Below are 23,555 nucleotides of genomic sequence, written 5' to 3'. Positions count from 1 at the left end.
CTGATAGTGTTACGCACTAAAAAGCCCCACGCCCTCATTATTGAGGAACGCGGGGCTTTACGATTAAGTCGTAATTGCTTACCATACTAGGCAATTTCCTTTGTATCAGCAATATAAGTTCGCAGTTGTTTCAACGCTGCTGGGGAGCAGTTGATTATCCGCAAACGGTGTAGTACGTCAATGCCCATTTCTTCGCACAAAGCCCCGATAGAGGAGTTGAGGAAAGAGCTTGAAAAAGCAATAACGCCTTGAAAGTCAATCGATACTGCGTTGTTAAATTCTGCTAGAGCATTTTTGACTGCAACTAGCAGAGCAAGACCGTCAATATTGGATATAGTGCCGTTTGTGATTGTCGAAACACACAATACAGCACCGTTATGTGGGATGGTGTTCATGAGTGCAGGTGGTAGGGAGAAAGGGGAAATTTTATGCGATATACGAAGGGCGGCTACAGGAAAGCAACGTCGTCCTCTATTATTTCTGCGTCTTCATCAGGTAGGGAGTCTTTAAACAACCTAATTTGGACAGTTGTTCCGGGGAAATCTATGTCTGGTAGAGGTTGAAAAAACACTGTTCCTTTGCGGCTGACATTGTACAGCAGGTGAGAAGTTAAAATAGTAAACTGGCCTTTTAGCGCCTCAACCCCGGTACGCAACGTGTCAAGCCCCCGCCCTTGATTGTGCTTGCGGGAGTGAGCGGTGAAATGTAGCTGTAAAGCTTTTTGCAAGGCTTCTGTTGGCGAAACCGTTGGTAAATCTTTGCTGCTGAGGTACCGGTTTACTGATTTTGGAATACCCATCCCAAAGTCAGCTACTGCGAAGATTAGCCGCTCCCGACTAGGATAATATTGAATCATTGCAAAAGCTACGCGCTCAGTCGCATCATCCGAGAAAGCATGGTCGAAAACATTGTTGAAAACCTCACTCAAGAAAGTAAATAAGCCCGTTAAATCCTTGCTATAAAATGCATTCACTTTGTAGTGTGTATATGCACTATAAACGTAGTCATTCATTCGTTCCCGCGTAACCCGCCACAACACAAAAGAATTTAAGTCATTAGGGAAAGTAAAGCTGGCCCCCGTTGTACCGACCTGGCCCCACTGCGATAAGAATCCAATACTTTCCAAGTAGCGGCAAACAATGCAGTCGGTAAGTTCAAAAACTATCTCAATGTCGGCTAGGCGATATTCTTCTAGCAGACAGGCCAGTGTAACTACGTGGTGGGGCTTTATAGTACTAGCGCCCGTGTCGATGCGCACACGTACTATTTGTAAGTCGGGTAACACCGCTTGAATCCATACAAGCCGGTTTTCAAGAAGAAAGGCTGAAAGCGCTGCTGTAGTGGTGAATACCTGAAAACATATAAGGTGTTCCATTTATAGCCAGTGCTACAAGGTACTAAGTCGTTAAGCAGGAATAAACTAACTAATTAAAAGCCCCGCGCCCTCACTGCTGAAGTACGCGGGGCTTTTACCATTAGGTAGAGCTGGCAACTACAAACCCGTAGGCCAGGCAAAGATAAGGGCCAACGTACTCAGCTCCCTACTGAACCCGCCCCTTACCGAGGCAAAGTTGCCGAGCGTGTACCCCTACGTGTACCCTTAAGAAAACAAAACCCCGTTTACAGCTTGCAAACGGGGTTTCTTGTGGCAACAGTTGGAATCGAACCAACGACACCAGCATTTTCAGTGCTGTGCTCTACCAACTGAGCTATGTTGCCGGGTTTTCCCAGGGCCGCTTGGCGGCTTGGGAGCGCAAAGGTACGAAAAACCTGGAATGGCACAAGAAACCGAGTAAAAAAAGTAGAGTGCGGACCGATTTACGGCAAAAGTAGTCGTCATGCCTACTAAATTGCAGCCTCATCTCACCTTGCTGGCTTACCTTTACTACATGCTGCAACCCATCCTTTTCGCGCTGCTGCTGCTGGCAGCATTTGGCCTGTTTGCCTGGCAGGTGCGTAAAATCCGGGCCAATATCCTCGTCGGGCGCGGGCGCGACATGAGTGGCCACGCCGCCGTGCGCTTCCGCAAAACCTTGCTTGTGGCCTTTGGGCAGCAGAAAATGTTTAAGCGCCTCACGCCCGCTTTTCTGCACCTCATCGTGTACGTAGGCTTTTTGGTTATTAATATTGAGGTAATCGAGATTGTAATAGACGGCCTGTTTGGCACGCACCGCTTTCTGGGGCTGCTGGGACCGGTATATGACGGGCTGGTAGCCGTGAATGAAACGCTGGGCGCACTGGTAATCATTGCGGTAGCTGCCTTTTGGTGGCGGCGCAATCACCAGCCGCCGGTGCGGCGCTTCACCGGCGTGGAACTACGCGCCTGGCCTAAGCTCGATGCCAACATCATTCTCTACGTGGAGGTGGTGCTGATGGCGGCGCTGTTTCTAATGAACTCCGCCGACCTCAAGCTGCACCGGCTGGAAGGCAGGTTTTTGCCGGGAGTCTACCCCGTCAGCCACTTCCTGATGAGCCTGCTGCCGACCACCAATCTAGGCACCCTGCACCTACTGGAGCGCGTGGGCTGGTGGGCGCACATCACGGGTATTTTATTATTCCTTAACTACTTACCTAGCTCCAAGCACTTCCATATTATTCTGGCTTTCCCGAACGTATGGTACTCACGACTGGTACCGCAGGGGCAGTTCAGCAACGTGGAGAGCATCACCCACGAAGTGAAAGCGATGATGGACCCGACTTATGAGGTCCCTACCCCCCCCGTGGGGCCCGATGGCTCGGCGCTGGCCCCTACCCCCTTCGGCGCGAAGGACGTGGAGGACCTGCCCTGGACGGCCCTTATGAATGCTTACTCGTGCACCGAGTGCGGGCGCTGCACCTCGGTGTGCCCGGCCAACCTGACGGGCAAGCTGCTCTCGCCCCGCAAAATCATTATGGACACCCGCGACCGGGTGGAGGAAAAATATAATTCGCCGCTCATCTTTCAGCCCAATATCTATGGCGAAGAGGCGAAGCACGAGCCCGTTACGGACCTGATGCAGGCCACGCTGCTGCGCGGTAAAGTGACCCCCGAGGAACTGTGGGCCTGCACCACCTGCAACGCCTGCGTGGAAAGCTGCCCGGTGAATATTAACCCGCTGGAAAGCATTATCGAGATGCGCCGCTTCCTGGTGCTGGAAGAGTCGGCCGCGCCCAACTCGCTGAACGTTATGTTCTCCAACATCGAAAACAACGGCGCGCCCTGGGCTTTCTCGCCCTCCGACCGCTTTAATTGGGCCGATGAATTGTTCGTAGCGGAAAAGGTGACGGCGTAAACGGAAAAGTCACGTCAAAATAAATCTTGAATGGGTGATTCAACTAAGCGGCTTTATCGGTTGCACAGGCGGCTGGCCAACGATTTAGCTCACTGTGGATTACCCCCGGCCGCTCCATTTCGGGTTAGAAAGTCTATTGCCTAGCTGGTTGAACTGCTGGCCGCATTGACTGTCCCCGACCCAGCAAATTCACCCACGCTTTCGCGCCGCAATGAGATACGAAAGCTGCTGAGTTTGCCGCCGTTTGAGCCAGAAGATTCTTAATTTACGCTACTTAATACTTATATGACGCCTACCATTCCTACCCCCCCCGCTGCCGCCAAGCGCCAGATGACCGTGCCGACCGTGGCCGACTTGGCCGCGCAGGGTAAAGTACCCGAAATCCTGTTTTGGGTGGGCTGCGCCGGGGCTTTCGACGACCGCTACAAGCGCGTGACGCGGGCATTTGCCCGCATTCTGGAGCACGTGGGCACCGACTACGCGGTGCTGGGCCTGGAGGAAAGCTGCACCGGCGACCCCGCCAAGCGCGCCGGCAACGAATTTCTGTTCCAGATGCAGGCCATGCAGAACATCACGGTGCTGAACGGCTACGGCATCAAGAAAATCGTGACGGCCTGCCCGCACTGCTTTAACACGATTAAGAATGAGTATCCGGCGCTGGGCGGCGAGTACGAGGTGATTCACCACAGCCAGTATTTGCAACAGCTTATTAATGAGGGTAAAGTGACGGTGAAGGGCGGCGAGAGCTTCCAGGGCCGCCGCATCACGTTTCACGACAGCTGCTACCTGGGCCGGGCCAATAACATCTACGAAGCCCCGCGCGACGTGCTGGCCGCCCTCGATGCCGACCTGGTGGAGATGAAGCGCAGCCGCGCCAACGGCCTGTGCTGCGGCGCGGGCGGCGCGCAGATGTGGAAAGAGCCCGAGCCCGGCAAAAAGGACATCAACATCGAGCGCACCGAGGAAGCCCTGGCCACGCTTAGCGGCCAGGCGGCGGCCCTCGACAACCTGCGGGGGGTAGAGACCGAGCGCACCGCACCCGCCGCGCACAGCCTGCAAGGCAGCATCATCGCCGTGAGTTGCCCCTTCTGCATGACCATGATGAGCGACGGCGTGAAGCACCAGGAGCAGGAGAGCACCGTGCAGGTCTTCGACCTGGCCGAGCTAGTGGCCAGTGCCGAAGGCATTAATCGCTAACCGCAGCTTTATGAATGTAGCTTTTGATAATTTGCCCGCCCGTGCCCGCGTCTGGATTTACCAAGCCAGCCGGCCGCTGGCAGAAGCAGAAATAATTGCGCTGCTGCCCCAGCTGGCGGCTTTTGCGGAGGAGTGGACCAGCCACGGGCAGCAGCTGGCAGCCGCGGCACAGGTGCTGCACCGGCAGTTTCTGGTTATTGGGCTCGATGAGGCGGTGGCCGGGGCCAGCGGCTGCTCCATTGATGCGTCGGTGCGCTTCGTGCGCGAGCTGGAGCAAACCCTGGGGGTAGGGCTGCTGGAAAAGTCGCGCATGGCCTTTCTGACCGACGGCGAGTTGCGGCTGCTGACGCGCCCCGAATTGCGGGCGGCCATCACGGCCGGGCAGGTGGGCCCCGACACGCTGTACTTTAATAACACGCTGACTATGAAAGGCGAGTTGGACGCGCATTGGCCGGCCCCAGCTGCCCAAACCTGGCTGGCTAGCTATTTTGCGAAGCCGGGCTGAGGGCTGGCACTAATGCTGCGGCACAAACCGTTGTATTATTGCTATTGAATCCCCGGAATTTGCTCTTTACAAGCTGCATGGCCCTCCCTATTCGTTACTCGTCGCTTCGAAAATATGTACTTATTGGGGCGGCTGGCCCTGCTCTCGCGCTGAGCGGCTGCGCCTCCTCGGGCAAACTCAGTAAGGCCGATAAGCACTTTTTGCGCGGCGAGTACGAGGCGGCTATTCCGCTCTACCAAGCCGACGCAGCGAAGAAGACGGGCCCGGCGGCGGCCTTAGCCAGTTTCCGCATCGGCGAAGCCTACCGGCTCTCAAACCGCGTGGGGCAAGCCGAGCCTTTCTATAAAACCGCGTTCGACGGCAAGGCCCGCAACGCCGACCTAAGCTACCGCTACGCCGAGAGCCTGCGCGCCAATGGCAAGCTGGACGAGGCGGCCGCTCTCTTCACTACCTACGCCCAGAGCGGCACCAACCGCACCCTGGCTGCCCACGCCGATGCCGAAGCTCACAACGCGCTGGCCAGCAAGGAGCTGCTGGGTAAAGCCCCCAGCTACAGTGTGGCTCCGCTCGATGCGGTGAACTCGCCCAGCTCGGATTTTTCGGCCGCGCGGATGCCCGCTACCGGCGAGCTGGTCTTTGCCTCGGGCCGCGACGGTAAGCCCTACCCCGGCAACGGCGAGCGCTACACGGCCCTCTACGCGCAGAAGTTTGACGACCCGGCGGCCATGACCGGCGGCACGCCGCGCAAGCTGGACCCGATTTTCAACAACGATAAAGAGCTGCAAGCCAGCGCCACCTACACTCCCGACGGCAAGACGATGGTCTTCGCCCGCTCGAACGATGGCTCGAAAAAGGGCTACAAGAGCGTGGATTTGTGGATTTCGTACTACCACGACGGGGCCTGGACCACGCCCGTGCTGGCCAATATCAACGACCGCACGGCCGATGACTTTTCGCCGGTTTTTGCCCCTGATGGCACTACGCTCTACTTCGCCTCGGGGCGCAAGGGCGGGCAGGGCGGCAACGACCTCTACAAGGCCACGCTCGGGTCTAACGGCCGCTTTTCGGCGGCGGAGAACCTGGGCGAAACCATCAACTCGGTTGGCAACGACAACTTTCCGGGGGTAGCGCCGGATGGCACGCTGTATTACTCGTCGGACGGGTTGCCGGGTTACGGGCGGCTCGATATTTTTGAGGTGCGCGGCGGCAAGCCCGTCAACCTGGGGCCGGGCGTGAACACGGCGGCCGACGACTTCGCGCCCTTCTTCACGGGGCCGGGCACGGGCGTTTTCTCTTCCAACCGCGAGGGTGGCAAGGGCTCCGACGACCTTTACACGTTCAAGAAGCGGAACCGCAAGGTGGTCATCTTCTACGCCGACGGCACGGTGCTGGAGCGCGACGAGAAAGCCGGCACCAACACGGCCCTGCCCAGCCAGACCGTGACCATCACCGGTGCCAACGGCCAGCCGCGGGAAGTGCTGACTGGTCCCGACGGTAAGTTCACGGCCAAGCTCGACTCGGCCCAGAGCTACGCGCTACTGGCCAACCATCCCAACGATTTCACGGCCCGCGCCAGCGTCAGCACCATTGGCCGCTATCCCAGCCAGGACCAGCTGACCGAGCCGCAGACCGACATTCGGATACCCGTGACGCTGACGCTCACTAAGATAGTTGTTAATAAGGCCATCGAGGTTAAGGATATTTTCTACGACTATGACAAGTTTAATATCCGGCCCGACGCGGCCATCCGGCTCGATACGCTGGTGCAGCTCTTGCAGGATAATCCCAAAATTAACATTGAGTTAAGCTCGCACACCGACCAGCGCGGCAAGGATGCCTACAACCTCAAGCTGAGCCAGCGGCGCGCCGAGTCGGCCGTGGCCTACATCGTGAGCAAGGGCATCAGCAAGAGCCGCATCACAGCCAAAGGCTACGGCGAAACCCGGCCCATCGTGAAGAATCCTAAATCGGAAGCCGACTACCAGCGCAACCGCCGCACCGAGTTCAAAGTGACGCGGATTGACAAATAAGCTCTCAGGGATTTCTCGTTTCTGATTTGAACAATAATCAGGAACCAGGGAATTCCGACCAAAAACTCAAAAAGCCCCCGCTGGCGCGGGGGCTTTTTTATTGGCACGGGTTTGGATTATGGAGTATACAAGTTGGTAGAATTCCTTGCCAGCGTTTGCTCTTCTCCTCATGAAAACGCTTCTCAAGCTGGCTGCTACCTTCTTGCTGTTGGGGGTAACCGCGGCTCCGGCATTGGCTGCGCCGCCCGCCAACCTCCGCATCACGGCCGAGCAGGGGCAGCCCTTCAGCCTGGTGCTGGATGGGCAGCTCATCACCCGGCCGGTAGCCCGGCAGATTCGGGTGGGCCTGCTAGCGCCCGGCCAGCATTGGGCCGAGCTAAGCGTGCCTACCCCCTACGGCCCGCCCATACGCCTGCGCACTACCATCTGGCTGCAGCCCGGCCTGGAAACCGATTACGTCTTGTTGCTGCGCCCGTATGGCCCCCAATTGCGCCAGGTAGCCTTAGTGCCACTGGGCCAAAGCGGCTACGGAGCCCCTGGCGGTTACTATGGCCAGGGCCAGCAGCCAGCGCCCGGCCAGGGCGGCTACAACTACCCGGCTCCCGGCTACGACCCGTCTGCGGGCCAAGGGCAGCCGGGCTCCTACCCCGGCCCCAGCTCGCAGTCCGGCCCTTACTCCGCCCCTACCCCCCCGCTTAATTATCCCCCGAATGGGTATCCTAACAACGAGCCGGCCCCGCGCAGCCAGGCTCCGGCGTACCCAGGGGGCGGCAATGGTGCCGCACCGGGCGGCTACTCCGACGATACTGCGGGTGCCAACGGCGAATATCCGGGGGCCACAGCCAACGACTTGCAGCCGCTCGCCCCGGCCGATGTGGCAAACCTAGGCCAGGACCTGCGCCAGCGTACCACCGACGAGGAGCGCCTGCGCACCGCCACCGAAGCCTTGGCCCAGAGCAGCCTGCGCGCCGATGACTTAACCACCCTGCTGCGTACACTTACTTATGACGCGACGCGCATCGAACTGGCCCGTTTTGGCTACGCTCACGTCAGCGACCCCCAGAATTTCAGCCGCGTGTACGCCGCTTTTCAGTACCGCGCCAACGTGCGCGCCTTGCAGCAGGCCCTCGGGCTGCCGCAGAACTAGCCTAACTCTTCTTTCACACGCCTACCCCACGGAAAACCCCGGCCGCCACGTTGGCAGCCGGGGCTTTTTTTGAGCTAGTAGCTGCTAGCTTCGAAAGAAAAACTAACAGCTACCTAGTTGAATATTAGCGCAGCCGGTCGTAGTTGCGGCGCACAAACTGCTCGTCGCGGCGGATGAAGCGGGTGGCCAGCAAATTGAGCATCAGGGCGATGGTGGGTAGATAGAAGGCGGGCGCAAACTTGCCTTCCAGCTTGGGGTTGAGGAAAGCTTCGCCCTGGTTGGAGAAGTAGAAAGCAGCCCCGAAAGTGGCAATGATGAGTAGAATATTGACCGCGCCCAGCTTGAGCTGCGTGAGACGGTTGCGGAACTGAAAAATCTCGTAGGCCGCCAGGGCCGCCGAGGCCAGCGCCAGCACCGCTACTACCCACACCGGGCCGGTAGGCGTGAGCGGGGGCATACCAGTGGCAGTGAAGCTGAAGGCCGTCATGGTTAATTCCTGGTGGGTGAGGCCGTCGGCTTTGTGCCAGAGAGGTAGGGCCAGCATACTCAACATGGACAACGCCAGCAGCAAAAGAAAAACGCTTTGAATTCTTTGTATCATCTTTGCGGTTGTGAAAAAGGCCCGTGCTCGTGCGCGAAGCCTGGCCAAAATTAGCCCTCAACCGGCGGACTTACCCGCCCCAACGATACTCCTAGGATGCCCAATGCGTATATCGTGGATGCCGTGCGCACCCCGATTGGAAAATTTGGCGGCGCGCTCAGCAGCGTTCGCCCCGACGACCTGGCCGCCCTCGTACTGCGCGAGCTGCTCCGGCGCAACCCCAGCCTCGATAAAAGCGCCGTCGAAGATGTGATAATGGGCGCGGCCAACCAGTCGGGCGAAGACAACCGCAACGTGGCCCGCATGGCCGCCCTGCTGGCCGGCCTGCCCGCAACGGTACCCGGCAATACCGTAAACCGCTTGTGCGCCAGTGGCTTGCAAAGCATTATGGATGCCGCCCGCGCCATCAAAATCGGGGAGGGCGACGTGTACCTGGCCGGCGGGGCCGAAAGCATGACCCGCGCACCCTTCGTGATGGCGAAATCGGCCACGGCCTTTGCCCGCGATTTTATGGCCCACGACACCACGCTGGGCTGGCGCTTCGTGAACCCACGCCTGGCTAAGGAGCACTACCCCTACACGATGGGCGACACGGCCGAGAACGTGGCCCGGCAATACAACATCAGCCGCGAGGACCAGGATTTTTTCGCCTTCGAAAGCCAGCGCAAGTACCACCGCGCCGCCGAAAAAGGCCGCTTCCGCAAGGAGCTGGTGCCCGTGTTTCTGCCCCAGCCCAAGGGGGACACGGCGCTGTTTGACACCGACGAGCAGCCCCGCATTTCGACCCTCGAAAAGCTGGCGACGCTGCGGCCCGCCTTCCAGCCCGATGGCGGCACCGTGACGGCCGGCAACTCAGCGGGCATCAACGACGGGGCCGCTGCCGCTCTGCTCGTGAGTGATGAGGCCCTGGCGCGCTACAACCTCAAGCCGATGGTTAAAATCTTGTCGTCGGCCGTGGCCGGGGTAGACCCCTCCATTATGGGCATGGGGCCGGTGCCAGCCGTTCGCAAGGCGCTGGAGCGCGCCGGCCTCACCCTGGCCGATATGGACCTGCTGGAGCTGAACGAGGCGTTTGCCTCGCAGAGCCTGGCCGTGATTCGGGAATTGGGAGCCGACCTGAGTAAGGTGAACGTCAACGGCGGCTCCATTGCGATGGGCCACCCGCTGGGCTCCAGCGGAGCGCGCATCATGGCCACGCTGGTGCACGAGATGCAGCGCCGCGAGGGCGTGCGCTACGGCCTGGCCGCCATGTGCGTGGGCGTAGGCCAGGGCATTGCGATGGTAGTGGAGAAGATGTAATTGATTGTTAATCGTTTGTCTTTGCGAGCGAAGCGCGGCCAGCGCACCCGAACGATGCCCGCGCCGGTCGTTCGGGTGCGCTGGCCGCGCTTCGCTCGCAAAGACGTATAGCCCTACCCTACCCCACCCTCTATGACCTACGATGCTTCACCCGCCTACGCCGCCGCCCAGGACGCGGCCGACCCGCTGGCCGCTTTTCGGCAGGAATTTCACTTCCCGCCGGGGCCCGATGGCCGGCCGGTAGCATATTTCTGCGGCAACTCGCTGGGCCTGCTGCCCCGCGCCGCCCGCGCGGCGGTGGAAGCCGAGTTTCAGGCCTGGGAGATGAAGGCGGTGGAAGGACACTTTCACGGCGAGTCGCCCTGGATGCACTACCAGGATGCACTGGCCGCGCCGACCGCCCGCGTGGTGGGCGCGCTACCTACGGAGGTGGTGATAATGAACACCTTGACGGTCAATTTGCACCTGCTACTAATTTCTTTCTACCGCCCTACCCCTACCCGCTATAAGGTATTGATGGAGGGCGGCGCGTTTCCGTCGGACCAGTACGCGCTCGAAAGCCAGGCCCGCCTGCACGGCCTCGACCCGGCCGAGGCCATCGTGGAAATGCAGCCCCGGCCCGGCGAGCACACGCTGCGCACGGAAGATATTGAGGCCAGAATAGCGGAGCTGGGCGACTCGCTGGCGACGGTCATCTTCGGGGGCATTAATTACTACACGGGGCAAGTATTTGATATGGCGGCCATTACGCGGGCCGGGCACGCGGTGGGGGCTACCGTAGGCTTCGACCTAGCCCACGCGGCCGGCAACGTGGTGCTGCACCTGCACGACTGGGACGTGGATTTTGCCTGCTGGTGCACGTATAAGTATATGAATTCGGGGCCGGGCGGCACGTCGGGGGTATTCGTGCACGAGCGCTTCGCGCACCGGCCCGACCTGCCGCGCCTAGCTGGCTGGTGGGGCAACGACCCCGCCGAGCGCTTCCTGATGAAAAAAGGCTTCCGGCCGGCGGCCGGCGCGGCGGGCTGGCAGCTCTCGTGCGGGCAAGTGCTGCCGATGGCCGTGCACCGCGTCAACCTCGACCTCTTCGACCAGGCCGGGGGGGTAGGGAAGCTGCGCGCCAAAAGCGAAAAGCTCACCGGCTACCTCGAATTTTTGATTCAGCAACTGGCGCTGCCTACCTCTAGGCTCGAAATTATTACCCCCACCGACCCAGCTGCGCGGGGCTGCCAGCTCTCGCTGCTGGTGCACGAGCGCGGGCGCGAGTTGTTTGACTACCTAGCTGCCCGCGGCATTGTGGCCGACTGGCGCGAGCCCAACGTCATCCGCCTCGCACCCGTACCCTTGTATAATTCGTTTGAGGATGTGAGCCGGGTAGGCGCGGCGCTGCACGATTTTTTTAAGTGAGGAAAAAGGGGAATGAACAAGTCCTAGCCTAGTAGCGCCATTCTTCATTCCTCATTCCAAATTCAACCCCAATGGAAGACTACGCGGCCAAGATGGCGCTCAAGACGGATGCCGCGCTGCGCGAGTACGTAACCAGCTACGCGCAATACCGCGAGGAAGCCGTGCTGGCGGCCCTGGCCGAGCTGCGACAGCGCGGCCGGCCTGCCCCTGAGGAGGATACCTTGCGCCCGCAGCTCGAAGTACTGGCGCAGCAAGCGGCGACCGCGGCACCAGCTAGCGTACCCAGCCGGCCCGCTGACCCTACCGCCCTACCCCCCGAAGACCAGCCGGTGCTTTACACGCCGGGCGTTATTGTGCTGTTTTCGGTGCTGTTCAATACCATCATTGCGGGGGCAGTGCTGCTGGCCATCAATATGCGGCGGCTAAAGCAAACCCGCGCCATTTGGGGGCTGGCGGCGTTTGTAGTGGCTTACCTGATTGGGGAAGCCGTGCTGGTCAACATGTTTATGAAAACGTACAAGCTTAGCCCCCTGTTCGTGTCGCTGCTGAACCTGCCGGCCATTCTGGCTTACATTCTGTGGTTCTGGCCGCGCTACGTGGGCACGAACCAGTTTCAGCCGCGGGGCTGGCTGGTGCCGCTTTTTATTTGCTTCGTTATCCTGCTAGTGCTGGGCCTGCTGGCACGCTACTGGCTTCAGCACGTGCCGGGCGCGGCGCAGCTGCTGAATCAGTAGCCTTCCCTACCCCTCTTGACGAAGTCAGCCCGCCCGGTTTGCAGCAAGTGCGGCCGGGCGGGCTGACTTCGTCAAGAGGGGTAGGGAAGGCTAATCAACAAACTGGCAGAGAACGGTTTCGCCGCCTTTCACCTTTTGGCCCAGCTCAACTTTAATTTCGGCGCTGAGGGGCACAAAAATATCGACCCGCGACCCGAACTTAATAAAGCCAAACTCTTCCCCCTGACTCACTTCGTCGCCTTCATTCACGTACCACACAATGCGGCGGGCCATTGCCCCGGCAATCTGCCGGAAGAGGACGAGCGGACCGGCGTCGCTTTCTACTACTACCGTAGTGCGCTCGTTCTGAGTGCTGCTTTTGGGGTGCCAAGCCACCAGATACTGGCCGGGATGGTACTTGAAATACTTGACAGTGCCCGACACCGGGTTGCGGGTAATGTGCACATTGATGGGCGACATGAACACGCTGATTTGCCGGCGAGCATCTTCAAAGTACTCAGGCTCAAATACTTCTTCAATTACGACTACCTTGCCATCGGCCGGGGCCAGTAGCAAATCTTCGTGGGTGAGCAGGCGGCGGAACGGCGAGCGAAAAAATTGCAGTAGCAGCAAAAACGCCACTACTGATGCACCCGCAAAAATGCGGTTGAACACCACGTTGGGCCCGTTGTAGCGATGCAGCAGTAAGTTAAGGACCAGCAGCACGAGCAGCGTCACAAATAGGATGCGGCGGCCTTCTTTATGTATCTTAATCACAGATTCAAACGGATTTAACGGATTTCGCGGATACACCGCCGCGCGGCTGGCTACGCGGGGCGGTAGGCTCCGTCGTGCGGCTTTTTTTATCGCTTAGGCTGGTGGCGATGGGTAACCTAGTAAACCTGGGTAACTGCTTTTCTTTTTTATAGGTGCCGAAAGCAAAGCGGCTGGCCGGCCCAAAAATAAGCCAGCCAGCCGCGAAGCGGCGTGTTCATTTAATCAATTCAATACCATGACCAAAACGGACTACCAGCCCCGCCAGCCAGCCGCGCCGCAGTGTATCCGCGAAATCCGTTTGAATCTGCGGTCTTAGTAGCCGCCGCGGTATTTATACGTCTGCGCTACCTTATCAATAGCCACCACGTAGGCCGCAATGCGGAGCGAGATATCGTATTTCTGGCTCACAGCAAACACCTTTTCAAAGGCATCGGTCATGATGCGGTCGGCGCGGTCGGTCACCATTTCGAGGCTCCACTTGAAGCCTTGCTTATTCTGCACCCATTCGAAGTAGCTCACCGTCACGCCGCCCGAGTTGGCCAGAATATCGGGTACCACCGAAATGCCTTTGGCGTAAATAATAGGGTCGGCCGAGGCCGAGGTAGGGCCGTTGGCACCTTCCACAATTAGCTTGGCCTTGATAAAGGGCGCGTTGTGCTCGGTAATGACGTCCTCCACGGCGGCGGGTACCAGCACGTCCACGTCCGATACCAGCAGTTCGTCAGGGTCAATGGGGGTAGCACCGGGGAAGCCTTCAATGCGGCCACCGTGGGCGTTCTTGTAGGCAATTACGTCGTCAATGTTCAGGCCGTTGTCGTTCCAGTAAGCCCCCGAAATGTCGGAAATAGCCTTGATTTTCAGGCCTTTGTCAAACATCAGCTTGGCCGTCCACGACCCCACGTTGCCGAAGCCCTGAATGGCGACCGAGGTTTCCTCGATTTTCATATTCAGCTTGTTCATGGCGGCCAGGCACGACACCATCACGCCGCGCCCGGTAGCCTCCGTGCGGCCCAGCGAGCCGCCCATCACCAGCGGCTTGCCCGTTACCACAGCCGAGGAAGTCTGGCCTACGGTTTTGGAGAATTCGTCCATAATCCAAGCCATTTCGCGCGGGCCGGTGCCCATATCAGGGGCCGGAATGTCGCGGTCGGGGCCGAACACGTCCTTCATGGACATAGTGTAGGCGCGGGTGAGGCGCTCGATTTCGCCCGCGCTCATGGTGGTGGGGTCGCAAATAATACCGCCTTTAGCCCCGCCGTAGGGAATATCCACCACGGCGCACTTCCAGGTCATCCAGGCGGCCAGCGCTTTTACCTCATCCAGGCTCACGTTCTTGTCGTAGCGAATGCCACCCTTGCTGGGGCCCAGGATAGTGTTGTGCACCACGCGGTAGCCTTCAAACACGCGCACTTTGCCATCGTCCATTGATACGGGCAGATGCACAATTATCTGCTTATCAGCCGCTTTCAGCACTTCGTAGGTTTCGTGGTCGAGACCCAGAATTTCCGCGGCTACGTTGAAGCGCGACATCATCGACTCAAGCGGATTCTCGGTATTGGCTACCCGCGGGGCGGGTTCTTTATATACGGTGGTAGGCGTCATGGGGGAGGGGAAAATGTACGATTGGGTGGGAAGAGGGCAGATAGGTAGACTTACGAAAAAGCGCCGTAAAGGTACGCCCGTTGGTAATAGGTAATGGGAGTAATATCGTTCTCACAGCTGAACGCTAGTACTCTTATCACTCTCGTTGTTCTCACTACTGCCTACCCCACCAGCGCTTGCAGCAGGGCCAGCACCGGCAGCACCAGCAAAAAGGCATCGAAGCGGTCGAGCAGGCCACCGTGGCCGGGCAAAAAGGTGCCCGAGTCCTTCACGCCCGCGCTGCGCTTGAGCATGCTCTCGGCCAGGTCGCCGAGCGGGCCGAACACGGCCACTACCCCAGCTGCCACCAGCCGGTGGCTCAACGGGATATCGGGCAGGAAATAGCCGGCCGCCCAGCCCGTGGCCAACGCGAGGGCCGCTCCGCCGGCCCAGCCCTCCCAGGTTTTGCCGGGCGAAATGCTCGGTGCCAGCTTGTGCTTGCCAAAGTTTTTGCCAGCGAAGTACGCGCCCGTATCAGCCGCCCAAATGAAGAGGATGAGGAGGAAAACGCGGCCAGGGGTAAAACCGCTACGCCCAAACGCAATAACGCTAAGCAGCGCCATTGGCAGGCTAACGTAGAGCAAGCCAATAAGCGTGGTTCCAATATTTATAAATGGATGTCCGTGTTTAGGCCAAAGCACTATTTCACGCAGCACCAACACAACCAGCAATACAATTGCTCCGCCTAACCAGGTATAAGCCGAAAGTACTGTAAAGGAGGCCAATAACCAACCAGAAGGTTGGCCTGGCATTGCCTGAGGCAAGGCTGATAAGGGAGGATAAATGGTCCAACCCGTGGGCCAGCCCAACCACTCCGCATAAACAGAGTAGCTTTTGACGAAATAGATTGCCCCAAAAATGATTACCCCGGCAACTCCCCCTGCCCAGCTAGCCGGCCGGTGGCCAGCCGCCCGCATTATCCGGTAAAACTCCTTCAGCATCACGGCTTGCACAGCGGCAAAAAACAGCCCGAACGAGATGGGCCCGCCGAAGGTGCAGCTAATGAGCAGCGCCGCCGCCAGCGCCCCCCAAATAGCGCGCAGGCGCAGGTTGCTGGGGGCTTTCTTGGGTGGAGGGCCGTCGGGGGGGGTAGAGGTCGCGTCGGGGTTCAAATCGGGCGGAGGGGGTAGGGAAAGAGTGAAAGAATGTAAGGAGCCGGGCAGTTACCCGCGGGCCAATGCTTTGGGAGCCGCCCAGCGCTGGCGCAGCCAGTAGAGCAGCCCCGCCGTGAGCGCCGCCGACAGCAGCACGGCCGGCCACGGCACGGTCTGGTTGGCGTCGGGGTCGAAAACGACGGGTAGCATTTTATTCTGAAACAAATAAAGCAGTACCAGCTGGAATGCATTCTGGGTGAAGTGCGCGGCCATCGAAACCAAGATGTTCCCGCTCCACTCGTATAGGTAGCCCAGCACCAGCCCCAGCACGAGGCGCGGCACGAACCCGAAAAACTGCACGTGAATGGCCGAAAAAATGGCCGCCGCCAGCCACACGCCCACGTGCCGCGAGCCAAACCACGCCACCAGATTGCGCTGCACGCCACCCCGAAACACCAGCTCCTCGGCCACCGCCGGCACGATGGCGATGACCACCAAGCCCACCAGCAGCCGGCCGGGCGAATGAAAATCGGTCAGAAACTTGGTGAGGCCGGCGGTCTGGTCTTCCTTATCGCGCGCCCACAGCTCAAAGCCGTGCAGGGGGGTAGGGAAGTGTACGCTGGCATTCCAGGCCACCAGCGCCGATAAAAACGGCACCGATACCAGAATCACCAGCCCGGCCGCCAGCGGCCACCACGCCGCCCCCAGCCGGCGCGGCGCGAAGTACCCGCGCACCGATTGCCCCAGCACCAGCGGCAGCACCGCCGCCCCCGCCCCCAGCCCGGCCAGCGACAGCCCTTGCAGCAGCATGAGCACCGCCCAGCCGTGCGGCACGCGCTCGGGCGCGGCCCCTACTTCCCCAAATTGGGCCAACGACAAGCCGTAGAGCTGATTGGCCAGTACCAACGCCAGCAGGCTGGCCAGGCACAGCCCCGCCACGGCCAGGCCCAGCAGCATCAGGAGCTGCACGGCGGGGTGCATAGGCGGCGCGGGGCGGAGGGCAGGGCGAGGCACTAAACCATTCATAAGGGCGGCGGTGTTCAAGGGGGTGTAAATTTGCGTAATAAATTCTCGGTGGCGCGGGCATTGGCTAATCTTTACGTCTGTCCCTGCGAGCGCAGCCCCCGCGCCGTCCACAAAATCCGTGAAATCCGCTTAAATCCATACTAATCAGTGGTTCAGATAGGTAATATTCAACTCCCCGATTTCCCGCTGCTCCTCGCCCCGATGGAGGACGTGAGCGACCCGCCCTTCCGCGCCGTGTGCAAGGCCAACGGGGCCGACCTGATGTACACCGAGTTCATCTCCTCGGAGGGCCTCATCCGGGCGGCGGCCAAGAGTCGGCAGAAGCTCGATGTGTTTGATTACGAGCGGCCTATCGGCATTCAGCTCTTCGGCTCCGACGTGGCCACGATGGGCGAGTGCGCGGCCATCAGTACCGAGGCGGGGCCCGATTTGATTGACATTAACTACGGCTGCCCGGTGAAGCAGGTAGCCCTGCGCGGCGCGGGCGCGGCCCTGCTGCGCGACGTGCCCAAAATGGTAGCCATGACCGCCGCCGTGGTCCGAAATACGCACCTGCCCGTGACCGTGAAAACCCGCCTCGGCTGGGACCTCGACACCCTGAACGTGGAGGAAGTGGCCGAGCGCCTGCAAGACGTGGGTATCGCGGCGCTCACCGTGCACGGCCGCACCCGCGTGCAGCTCTACAAGGGCGAGGCCGATTGGCGGCTCATCGCCAAAATCAAGGAAAACCCGCGCATCAAAATCCCCATTTTCGGCAACGGCGACATCGACTCGCCCGAAAAAGCGCTCACCTACAAAAACCGCTACGGCGTGGATGGCGTCATGATTGGGCGCGCCGCCATCGGCTACCCCTGGATTTTTCGGGAGGTGAAGCACTACGCGGCCACCGGCCAGCACCTGGCCCCGCCCACCCTGGACGAGCGCATCGCCATGTGCCGGATGCACTTTGACAAAAGCCTGGAGTGGAAAGGCCCCAAGGTCGGCATTTTCGAGATGCGCCGACACTACGCTCACTATTTCAGGGGTTTGGAGGGCGCCAAGCAGTGGCGCACCCGCTTGGTCGATGCTGACCTGGGCGAAGAAGTGTACGCCATTCTGGAAGAAATCGCGGCCAGCGAGGCCGTGCTAGTGGGGTAGGACAAAAGATTTTCTTCACTCAACCAGCAAGCACGGCGCGGCCGGATTCGTATCCCCGCCAAAATGCAGGTTAAGCTACCTGCCCGGCGAACCTGGTCAAAGCCTGACCCAAGGCTACTTGAACCCAGCTTCGGAGCTGGCATACATAGCACAAACTGGCGGCACGCTGCCAGATTCGCTAGCGATTACAGAGAAATCTTATCGTTAGGTTACTGGTACCCTTAGCGCCGCTGCTCTTCGCGCATGGGGTGCGGTTGCGGGCGCGGCGGTTGGGGGGCCAGCCGCGGCCGCTGAGGGGTCGGGCTTGGTGGCCGTTGCTGACGCGGAGCCTGGGGCCGCGGCGGGGGGGTAGGGGCCGTCAGAGGCTGCTGCTGCTGGGCTTGCCGCTGGGCGCGCTGCTGCTGCTGGTCGGGGGTAGGCGCGGGTTTTGGCTGCCCGGCCAGCGCCTGCTGGCGCGCCTGCCGGGCTTGTTGGCGCTCCTGGCGCGAGGTCAGGTCGGCGGGGGCGACAGGCGGCGCGGCGTTAACTGGCTGGTTGTTGGGACGGGGGGTAGGCAGCGCGATAGTAGCCGGCTGGTTGTTGAGACGGGGGGTAGGCGGCGCGGCGCTGGCCGGCTGGTTACTAGGGCGAGGGGTAGGCGGCGCGGCGCTGGCCGGCTGGGCGGCCCGCTGGTGAGCCGCGCGGAAGGGCTGGGCATCGGTGCTGCTGAGCTGCTGAGCGGCTTTATCGGGTAGCAGGCCGGTGCCGGGCTGGGCGGCGCGGGCCTGCCGGGCGGCTTCGGCCAGGGCTACGGTGTGGCGGGGAGCCGGGGCACTGGCGGTGGCATTGGGCGCTTTCACATCGGGGCGGTAGAAGGCCAGGGAGTTGCCCTGGACCCCCACGCCGGGGGTGTTGCGGCTGGTTACGGCCACTTGTTGCAGGGGCTGGCCAGTGGCTTTCTCCACGTCGGCGCGGGCGGGGCCGGCGGGGTAGCCGCCCCTCTCGCGCTGGTTATTGATAACAGTAGTGTTATGCACCGTGTTGTTAACTGTCTTATTCACATAGGTATTATTGATAATGGTGGTCTGGTTATAGAGCACCGTGGTGCGGGCCGGGGGCAAGTAGTAGGTGGCGATGCGGGGGCTGGCGACGTAGGCCGCCGGCACAAAATACCAGCGGGCCGGCACCACGGGCGCATTACCAAAGGAAAACGAAAAGCCAATGTTTACCCGCACGCCCGGCTGGACCGGCGGCGGCCCTAATGGTGCCCAGCCGTAGTAGCCGGCGCTTTGGCGCCACGCCACCCAGGCCGGCCCCCAGCGGTAGCCCGGCACCCACACCCAGCCATACGGGTCGCTAAAGCGCCAGCGGCCGTAGTGAAACGGCGCCCAGCCCCAAGCGTAATCAGATACCCAGGTCCAGCCATAATCAGTGTATACCCAGTGGCCATTACTCCCGTAGGGCTGGAAATTGGGCCCGACCGAGGGCAGCCACACGTAGCCATAATCGGGGTCGTTTACCCACTGCCCGTAGGGGCTCAGGGCATCGTAAAACATCTGGTACGTGACCGGACCGCCATCGGGCGGCGCGGGGGCCTGCGCCCGGGCCGGCTGGCCGGCGGCTAGCAGTAGCAGCCCCAGCACCGCCCAACGAAAGGAAAAAGACATAGTAAAAAAGCAAGGTGAAGCCGCCCGGCCGGCGAGTAGCCGTGGCACCAGCGGCGCGCGCGAGAAAGGTAGTTGTAGCCTTGGAGGTGGCTCCGGCGTAAAGGTTTAAGCGACCGGTGTTGCGGCCCAGCAGCCAGCTTATTTTTTCCTGCCCCGCTTGTTAAAGAAGAGCCTAATCAGCTTTTCAGCGTATAACTGTTCCTTTATGCTTTCAATCACTTTCTTTCAAACACCTTCATGAGCGACAATCCCACGGACTACGCATTCGGCATGATTGGCCTCGGCACGATGGGCCGCAACATGCTGCTGAACATGGCTGACCACGGCTTTGCCGTAGCCGGCTACGATAAAAACCAGAAGCAGGTGGACCTGCTGGGTCAGGAAGGCCAGGGTAAGCCCGTGAAGGGCTTCACCGACCCCAAAGCCTTCGTGCAGAGCATTAAAACGCCCCGCGCTATTATGATGCTGGTGCCCGCTGGCCCCATCGTGGACAGCGTAATTGCCGAAATGCTGCCCCTGCTTGCAGCCGGCGACATCCTGATTGACGGCGGCAACTCGCACTTTACCGACACCGAGCGCCGGGCCAAAGACTTGGCGGGCAAGGGTTTTCACTTCTTCGGCATGGGTGTGAGCGGCGGCGAGGAAGGCGCGCGCTTTGGCCCGAGCATGATGCCGGGCGGCGATAAAGAAGCCTATCAGACGATGAAGCCAGTATTCGAGGCCATTGCGGCGCATGTGGACGGCGCGCCCTGCGTGGCCTGGCTGGGGCCGGGCGCGGCGGGACACTTCGTGAAAATGGTGCACAACGGCATCGAGTATGGCCTGATGGAGCTGATTGCCGAGACCTACGGCCTGCTGAAAAACGGCCTGGGAATGGCCGACGAGGCCATCGGGCAGGAGTTTGCCAAGTGGAACGACGGGCGCTTGCAGTCGTTTTTGCTCGACATTACGAAGGATATTTTTGCCTTTAAAAACCCGGACGGCGACGGTACGCTGTTGCTCAACGATATCAAGGACGAGGCCCGCGCCAAGGGCACCGGCAAGTGGACCTCGCAGGTAGCGATGGACTTGCAGGCCCCGATTCCGACCGTGGACGCGGCCGTGTCGATGCGTGACTTGTCGAAATACAAGGACCTGCGCGTGGAGTTGGCCAAGCTCTACGGCCCCGAAGCCGGCCACCTGCAAGGTGATAAAAACGAGCTGCTCAAGCAGTTGGAGCAGGCGTTTTATTTCAGCATGATAATGAGCTACGCCCAGGGCATGCACCTGCTGGCGAAGGCGTCGGAGGAATACAAGTACGACTTGCAGCTGGCCACTATTGCCAAAATCTGGCGCGGCGGCTGCATCATCCGCTCGGCGTTTTTGAATGAGATATATAACGCTTTTGAGAAAGATAATAATCTGGCCCACTTGCTTTTAGACAGCAAAGTACAGGAGCTGACGCAGAGCTCGGCCCCCGGCATGCGGGCCGTAGTAGCGGCCGCCGTGGCGGCGGGGCAGGCGGTGCCAGCCTACGCCTCGGCGCTGAGCTACTTCGATGCCTTCCGCACGGCGCGCCTACCCTCCAATCTGATTCAGGCACAACGCGACTATTTTGGGGCGCACACCTACGAGCTGGTGGGCCAGGAAGGCGTGTTTCATACCCAGTGGACGGGCAAGCGCAGCCACCCCGACGCGCCCGCCGGCCCGGCCGCTAATCTAAAGCCTAATACCCCGCCCGTGCCTAATACCAAGCAGTCGGAAGACCCTTCTAAAGCGAAGCTGTAAATGAACGAGACCCTGAAATCGCAGCCGACGGTGTTCGTCATCTTCGGCGGCACCGGCGACCTGAACTCCCGCAAGCTGGCCCCGGCTCTGTATAATCTGTACCTCGAAAGCTGGCTACCCACGCAGTTTGCCCTCATCGGCACGGGCCGCACGCCGCTCAGCGACGATGATTTTCGGGGCCGGCTGCTCAAGGACGTCAACCAGTTTTCGCGCAGCGGCAAGGTGAAGGATGAGCAGTGGACGGACTTCGCGCCCCACATCTACTACCAGCCGGCCGATGTGCAGAATGCCGAAACCTACCGGGATTTTGGCACGCGCATCAAGGCATTGGAGAAGGAGTGGCAGGCCCCGGCCAACGTCATCTACTACCTGGCGGTATCGCCCAATTTCTTCCCCATCATTGCCGAAAACCTGGCCAAGGCCGGGCTCACGACCGACCCCGAGCGCACGCGCATCGTGATTGAGAAGCCCTTCGGGCACGATTTGGAGTCGGCCAGGGAGTTGAACGCGCTGCTGGGCCGCATTTTCCAGGAAAAGCAGATTTACCGTATTGACCACTATCTGGGCAAGGAAACGGTGCAGAATATCATGGCTTTTCGCTTCGCGAACGCCATTATGGAACCGCTCTGGAACCGCAACTACATCGAGCACGTGCAGATTTCGGTGACCGAAAGCCTGGGGGTAGGCGACCGGCTGGGCTACTACGACGGCTCGGGCGCGCTGCGCGACATGATTCAGAACCACCTTTTGCAGCTGCTGTGCATTGTGGCGATGGAACCGCCGGTGAATTTCGCGGCCGAGGAAGTGCGCGACCGCAAGGTGGACGTGCTGCGCGCCATGCGCCGCTTCACGCCCGAAACCGTGCGCGAGCAGGCCGTGCGCGGGCAGTATGGCCCCGGCTGGCTGCAAGGCCAGCAGGTGCCCGGCTATCGCGAGGAGCCCGGTGCCAACCCGCAGTCGAACACCGAAACCTTTGCGGCAGTGAAGTTTTTCGTGGATAACTGGCGCTGGCAGGGCGTGCCGTTTTACCTGCGCACGGGCAAGCGCCTGCACCGCTCGGCCTCGGTTATTACCATTCAGTTTAAAGACGTGCCGCACTTCATTTTTTCGCCCGAAACGGCGGAAACGATGCGCCAGAACCGGCTGGTTATCAGCATTCAGCCCGAGATGAGCATCCGGCTGCAAGTGCAGGCCAAACGCCCAGGGGTAGACATGATGCTGAATACCGTGGACATGGTGTTTGACTACAAAGGCACCTACGTGAGCGAGGCCCCCGAAGCCTACGAAACCCTGCTGCTCGACGTGATGCTCGGCGACCAGACGCTCTTTATGCGCGGCGACCAGGTGGAGGAAGCCTGGGACCTGGTGATGCCCATCCTGACCTCGTGGCAGCACCGCATCAGCCAGAATTTTCCTAATTACTCGGCCGATTCCTGGGGCCCCGAAGATGCCGAAGCCCTCGTGGCCAAGGACGGCTACCACTGGTTTACCTTTCCGCTCAATGGTAAAAAATAGCGCCCTCCTGCACGTTTTTCCTACCCCCGACGCGACGCTGCACGCGCTGGCCGACTACTTCGTGGCGCAGGCCGAGCGGGCAGTGGCCGCCCGTGGGCGCTTCGTGGTGGCGCTCTCGGGCGGCAGCTCGCCCAAGAAATTGTACGAGCTGCTGGCTTCGCCCGCCTGCCGCGGGCGCGTGGCCTGGGAGCACACGTATTTCTTCTTCGGCGATGAGCGCTACGTGCCCCACGACTCGCCCGAAAGCAATTATTTGATGGCCAAAACCAGCCTGCTCGACCCGCTGAAAATCCGCCCCAATCAGGTTTTCGCCGTGGATACCAGCCTACCCCCCGCTGAAGCCGCGGCGCAATATGGCGTGGCCGTGGAGGAGTTTTTTGGCCAGGAACCGGCCCGGTTCGACCTCGTACTGCTGGGGCTGGGCGATAACGCCCACACGGCCTCGCTGTTTCCGCACACGCTCGTGCTGCACGATAAAACGGTGGGCGTGAAGGAAGTATGGTTACCCGTGGAGCAAGTATTCCGCATCACCTTCACGGCTCCGCTCATCAACCAGGCGCGGGCCGTGGCCTTCTTGGTCTACGGAGCCGGTAAAGCCGAAGCGGTACACCAGATTCTGGAGTTGCCGCACGATGTGGAGCAATATCCGGCGCAGCTCATCTGCCTGGAAAACAGCAAAGCAGATTGGTTTCTGGATAAAGCAGCAGCCGCAGCATTGGCGAATGGTTGAAATAGTGAGCAGTTGACGGAGTAAAAAAGAACGTCATGCCTTAACCAGGTA

At 60.3% G+C, this 23,555-nt stretch carries 20 protein-coding genes and 1 tRNA gene; 12 read left to right on the top strand and 9 right to left on the bottom strand.

What is annotated here, in order from left to right; genetic code table 11:
• Nucleotides 1–86: 86 nt before the first annotated feature.
• The 3 genes from LC531_RS19855 to LC531_RS19845 all read right to left on the bottom strand — a co-directional run bounded on the left by LC531_RS19855 (nt 87) and on the right by LC531_RS19845 (nt 1,719).
• Nucleotides 87–395, bottom strand: coding sequence for an STAS-like domain-containing protein (locus LC531_RS19855; protein ID WP_223653382.1), 309 nt, complete (start codon nt 393–395; stop codon nt 87–89).
• Between the two features lie 53 nt (nt 396–448).
• The gene (locus LC531_RS19850; RefSeq protein WP_223653381.1) at nt 449–1,375 is read right to left on the bottom strand and encodes a hypothetical protein; all 927 of its coding nucleotides are present in this window, start codon (nt 1,373–1,375) and stop codon (nt 449–451) included.
• A gap of 271 nt (nt 1,376–1,646) precedes the next feature.
• Nucleotides 1,647–1,719 (bottom strand) — tRNA-Phe (locus LC531_RS19845).
• Between the two features lie 119 nt (nt 1,720–1,838).
• Between LC531_RS19845 and LC531_RS19840 the strand changes: the two genes are divergently transcribed.
• From LC531_RS19840 to LC531_RS19820, 5 genes are all read left to right on the top strand, one after another.
• Nucleotides 1,839–3,272 (top strand): 4Fe-4S dicluster domain-containing protein, encoded by a 1,434-nt coding sequence (locus tag LC531_RS19840; RefSeq protein WP_223653380.1) that lies wholly within the window; start codon nt 1,839–1,841, stop codon nt 3,270–3,272.
• A 285-nt stretch (nt 3,273–3,557) separates the two neighbouring features.
• Entirely contained in the window at nt 3,558–4,469 is a 912-nt protein-coding gene (locus tag LC531_RS19835; protein ID WP_223653379.1) for a (Fe-S)-binding protein, read from the top strand.
• Between the two features lie 10 nt (nt 4,470–4,479).
• Nucleotides 4,480–4,974 carry a hypothetical protein gene (locus LC531_RS19830; protein ID WP_223653374.1) on the top strand — a complete coding sequence of 165 codons (495 nt, stop codon included), beginning with the start codon at nt 4,480–4,482 and terminating at the stop codon, nt 4,972–4,974.
• Between the two features lie 77 nt (nt 4,975–5,051).
• Nucleotides 5,052–7,004: a CHU_0125 family OmpA-like outer membrane integrity protein gene (locus tag LC531_RS19825; RefSeq protein WP_223653372.1), complete on the top strand. Its 1,953-nt coding sequence runs from the start codon at nt 5,052–5,054 to the stop codon at nt 7,002–7,004.
• A gap of 169 nt (nt 7,005–7,173) precedes the next feature.
• A complete protein-coding gene (locus LC531_RS19820) occupies nt 7,174–8,151 on the top strand; it encodes a DUF4476 domain-containing protein (protein WP_223653369.1) in 978 nt (325 codons plus the stop codon).
• 124 nt (nt 8,152–8,275) lie between these two features.
• On the opposite strand, the gene LC531_RS19815 is transcribed toward LC531_RS19820, so the two are convergent.
• Nucleotides 8,276–8,752 (bottom strand): DUF4293 domain-containing protein, encoded by a 477-nt coding sequence (locus tag LC531_RS19815; protein WP_223653367.1) that lies wholly within the window; start codon nt 8,750–8,752, stop codon nt 8,276–8,278.
• A 96-nt stretch (nt 8,753–8,848) separates the two neighbouring features.
• On the opposite strand from LC531_RS19815, the gene LC531_RS19810 reads away from it, so the two are divergent.
• The 3 genes from LC531_RS19810 to LC531_RS19800 all read left to right on the top strand — a co-directional run bounded on the left by LC531_RS19810 (nt 8,849) and on the right by LC531_RS19800 (nt 12,192).
• Nucleotides 8,849–10,051, top strand: coding sequence for a thiolase family protein (locus LC531_RS19810; RefSeq protein WP_223653365.1), 1,203 nt, complete (start codon nt 8,849–8,851; stop codon nt 10,049–10,051).
• Between the two features lie 132 nt (nt 10,052–10,183).
• Nucleotides 10,184–11,458 carry a kynureninase gene (gene kynU / locus LC531_RS19805; protein ID WP_223653363.1) on the top strand — a complete coding sequence of 425 codons (1,275 nt, stop codon included), beginning with the start codon at nt 10,184–10,186 and terminating at the stop codon, nt 11,456–11,458.
• Nucleotides 11,459–11,529: 71 nt separating this feature from the next.
• Nucleotides 11,530–12,192 (top strand): hypothetical protein, encoded by a 663-nt coding sequence (locus LC531_RS19800; protein ID WP_223653362.1) that lies wholly within the window; start codon nt 11,530–11,532, stop codon nt 12,190–12,192.
• Between the two features lie 90 nt (nt 12,193–12,282).
• Here LC531_RS19800 and LC531_RS19795 read toward each other — a convergent pair whose 3' ends face one another.
• From LC531_RS19795 to LC531_RS19780, 4 genes are all read right to left on the bottom strand, one after another.
• Nucleotides 12,283–12,945 (bottom strand): phosphatidylserine decarboxylase family protein, encoded by a 663-nt coding sequence (locus LC531_RS19795; protein WP_223654018.1) that lies wholly within the window; start codon nt 12,943–12,945, stop codon nt 12,283–12,285.
• Nucleotides 12,946–13,260: 315 nt separating this feature from the next.
• Nucleotides 13,261–14,550: a Glu/Leu/Phe/Val family dehydrogenase gene (locus LC531_RS19790; protein ID WP_223653361.1), complete on the bottom strand. Its 1,290-nt coding sequence runs from the start codon at nt 14,548–14,550 to the stop codon at nt 13,261–13,263.
• A 161-nt stretch (nt 14,551–14,711) separates the two neighbouring features.
• On the bottom strand, nt 14,712–15,701 hold the full coding sequence (locus tag LC531_RS19785) for a phosphatidate cytidylyltransferase (protein ID WP_223653360.1): 990 nt from the start codon (nt 15,699–15,701) through the stop codon (nt 14,712–14,714).
• 51 nt (nt 15,702–15,752) lie between these two features.
• Nucleotides 15,753–16,664 (bottom strand): CPBP family intramembrane glutamic endopeptidase, encoded by a 912-nt coding sequence (locus LC531_RS19780; RefSeq protein WP_223653359.1) that lies wholly within the window; start codon nt 16,662–16,664, stop codon nt 15,753–15,755.
• Between the two features lie 192 nt (nt 16,665–16,856).
• On the opposite strand from LC531_RS19780, the gene dusB reads away from it, so the two are divergent.
• On the top strand, nt 16,857–17,846 hold the full coding sequence (dusB, locus tag LC531_RS19775) for a tRNA dihydrouridine synthase DusB (RefSeq protein WP_223653358.1): 990 nt from the start codon (nt 16,857–16,859) through the stop codon (nt 17,844–17,846).
• Between the two features lie 221 nt (nt 17,847–18,067).
• On the opposite strand, the gene LC531_RS19770 is transcribed toward dusB, so the two are convergent.
• Nucleotides 18,068–19,492: a DUF6600 domain-containing protein gene (locus LC531_RS19770; protein WP_223653357.1), complete on the bottom strand. Its 1,425-nt coding sequence runs from the start codon at nt 19,490–19,492 to the stop codon at nt 18,068–18,070.
• A gap of 237 nt (nt 19,493–19,729) precedes the next feature.
• Here LC531_RS19770 and gndA point away from each other — a divergent pair, with 237 nt between their 5' ends.
• Genes gndA through pgl form a run of 3 tightly spaced genes read left to right on the top strand, consistent with a single transcriptional unit; the run spans nt 19,730 to nt 23,504 of the window.
• Complete coding sequence (gndA, locus tag LC531_RS19765) at nt 19,730–21,259, top strand: NADP-dependent phosphogluconate dehydrogenase (protein ID WP_223653356.1); 1,530 nt, start codon at nt 19,730–19,732, stop codon at nt 21,257–21,259.
• On the top strand, nt 21,260–22,774 hold the full coding sequence (zwf, locus tag LC531_RS19760; protein ID WP_223653355.1) for a glucose-6-phosphate dehydrogenase: 1,515 nt from the start codon (nt 21,260–21,262) through the stop codon (nt 22,772–22,774).
• A complete protein-coding gene (pgl, locus tag LC531_RS19755) occupies nt 22,761–23,504 on the top strand; it encodes a 6-phosphogluconolactonase (RefSeq protein ID WP_223653353.1) in 744 nt (247 codons plus the stop codon). The genes zwf and pgl overlap by 14 nt, the downstream gene beginning before the upstream one ends.
• Nucleotides 23,505–23,555: the final 51 nt, after the last annotated feature.

Origin of the sequence: Hymenobacter psoromatis (assembly GCF_020012125.1) — a bacterium.
Classification (GTDB): domain Bacteria; phylum Bacteroidota; class Bacteroidia; order Cytophagales; family Hymenobacteraceae; genus Hymenobacter; species Hymenobacter psoromatis.
The sequence above is the reverse complement of the archived record's forward strand: the minus strand, read 5'-3'. Positions and strand labels throughout refer to the sequence as shown.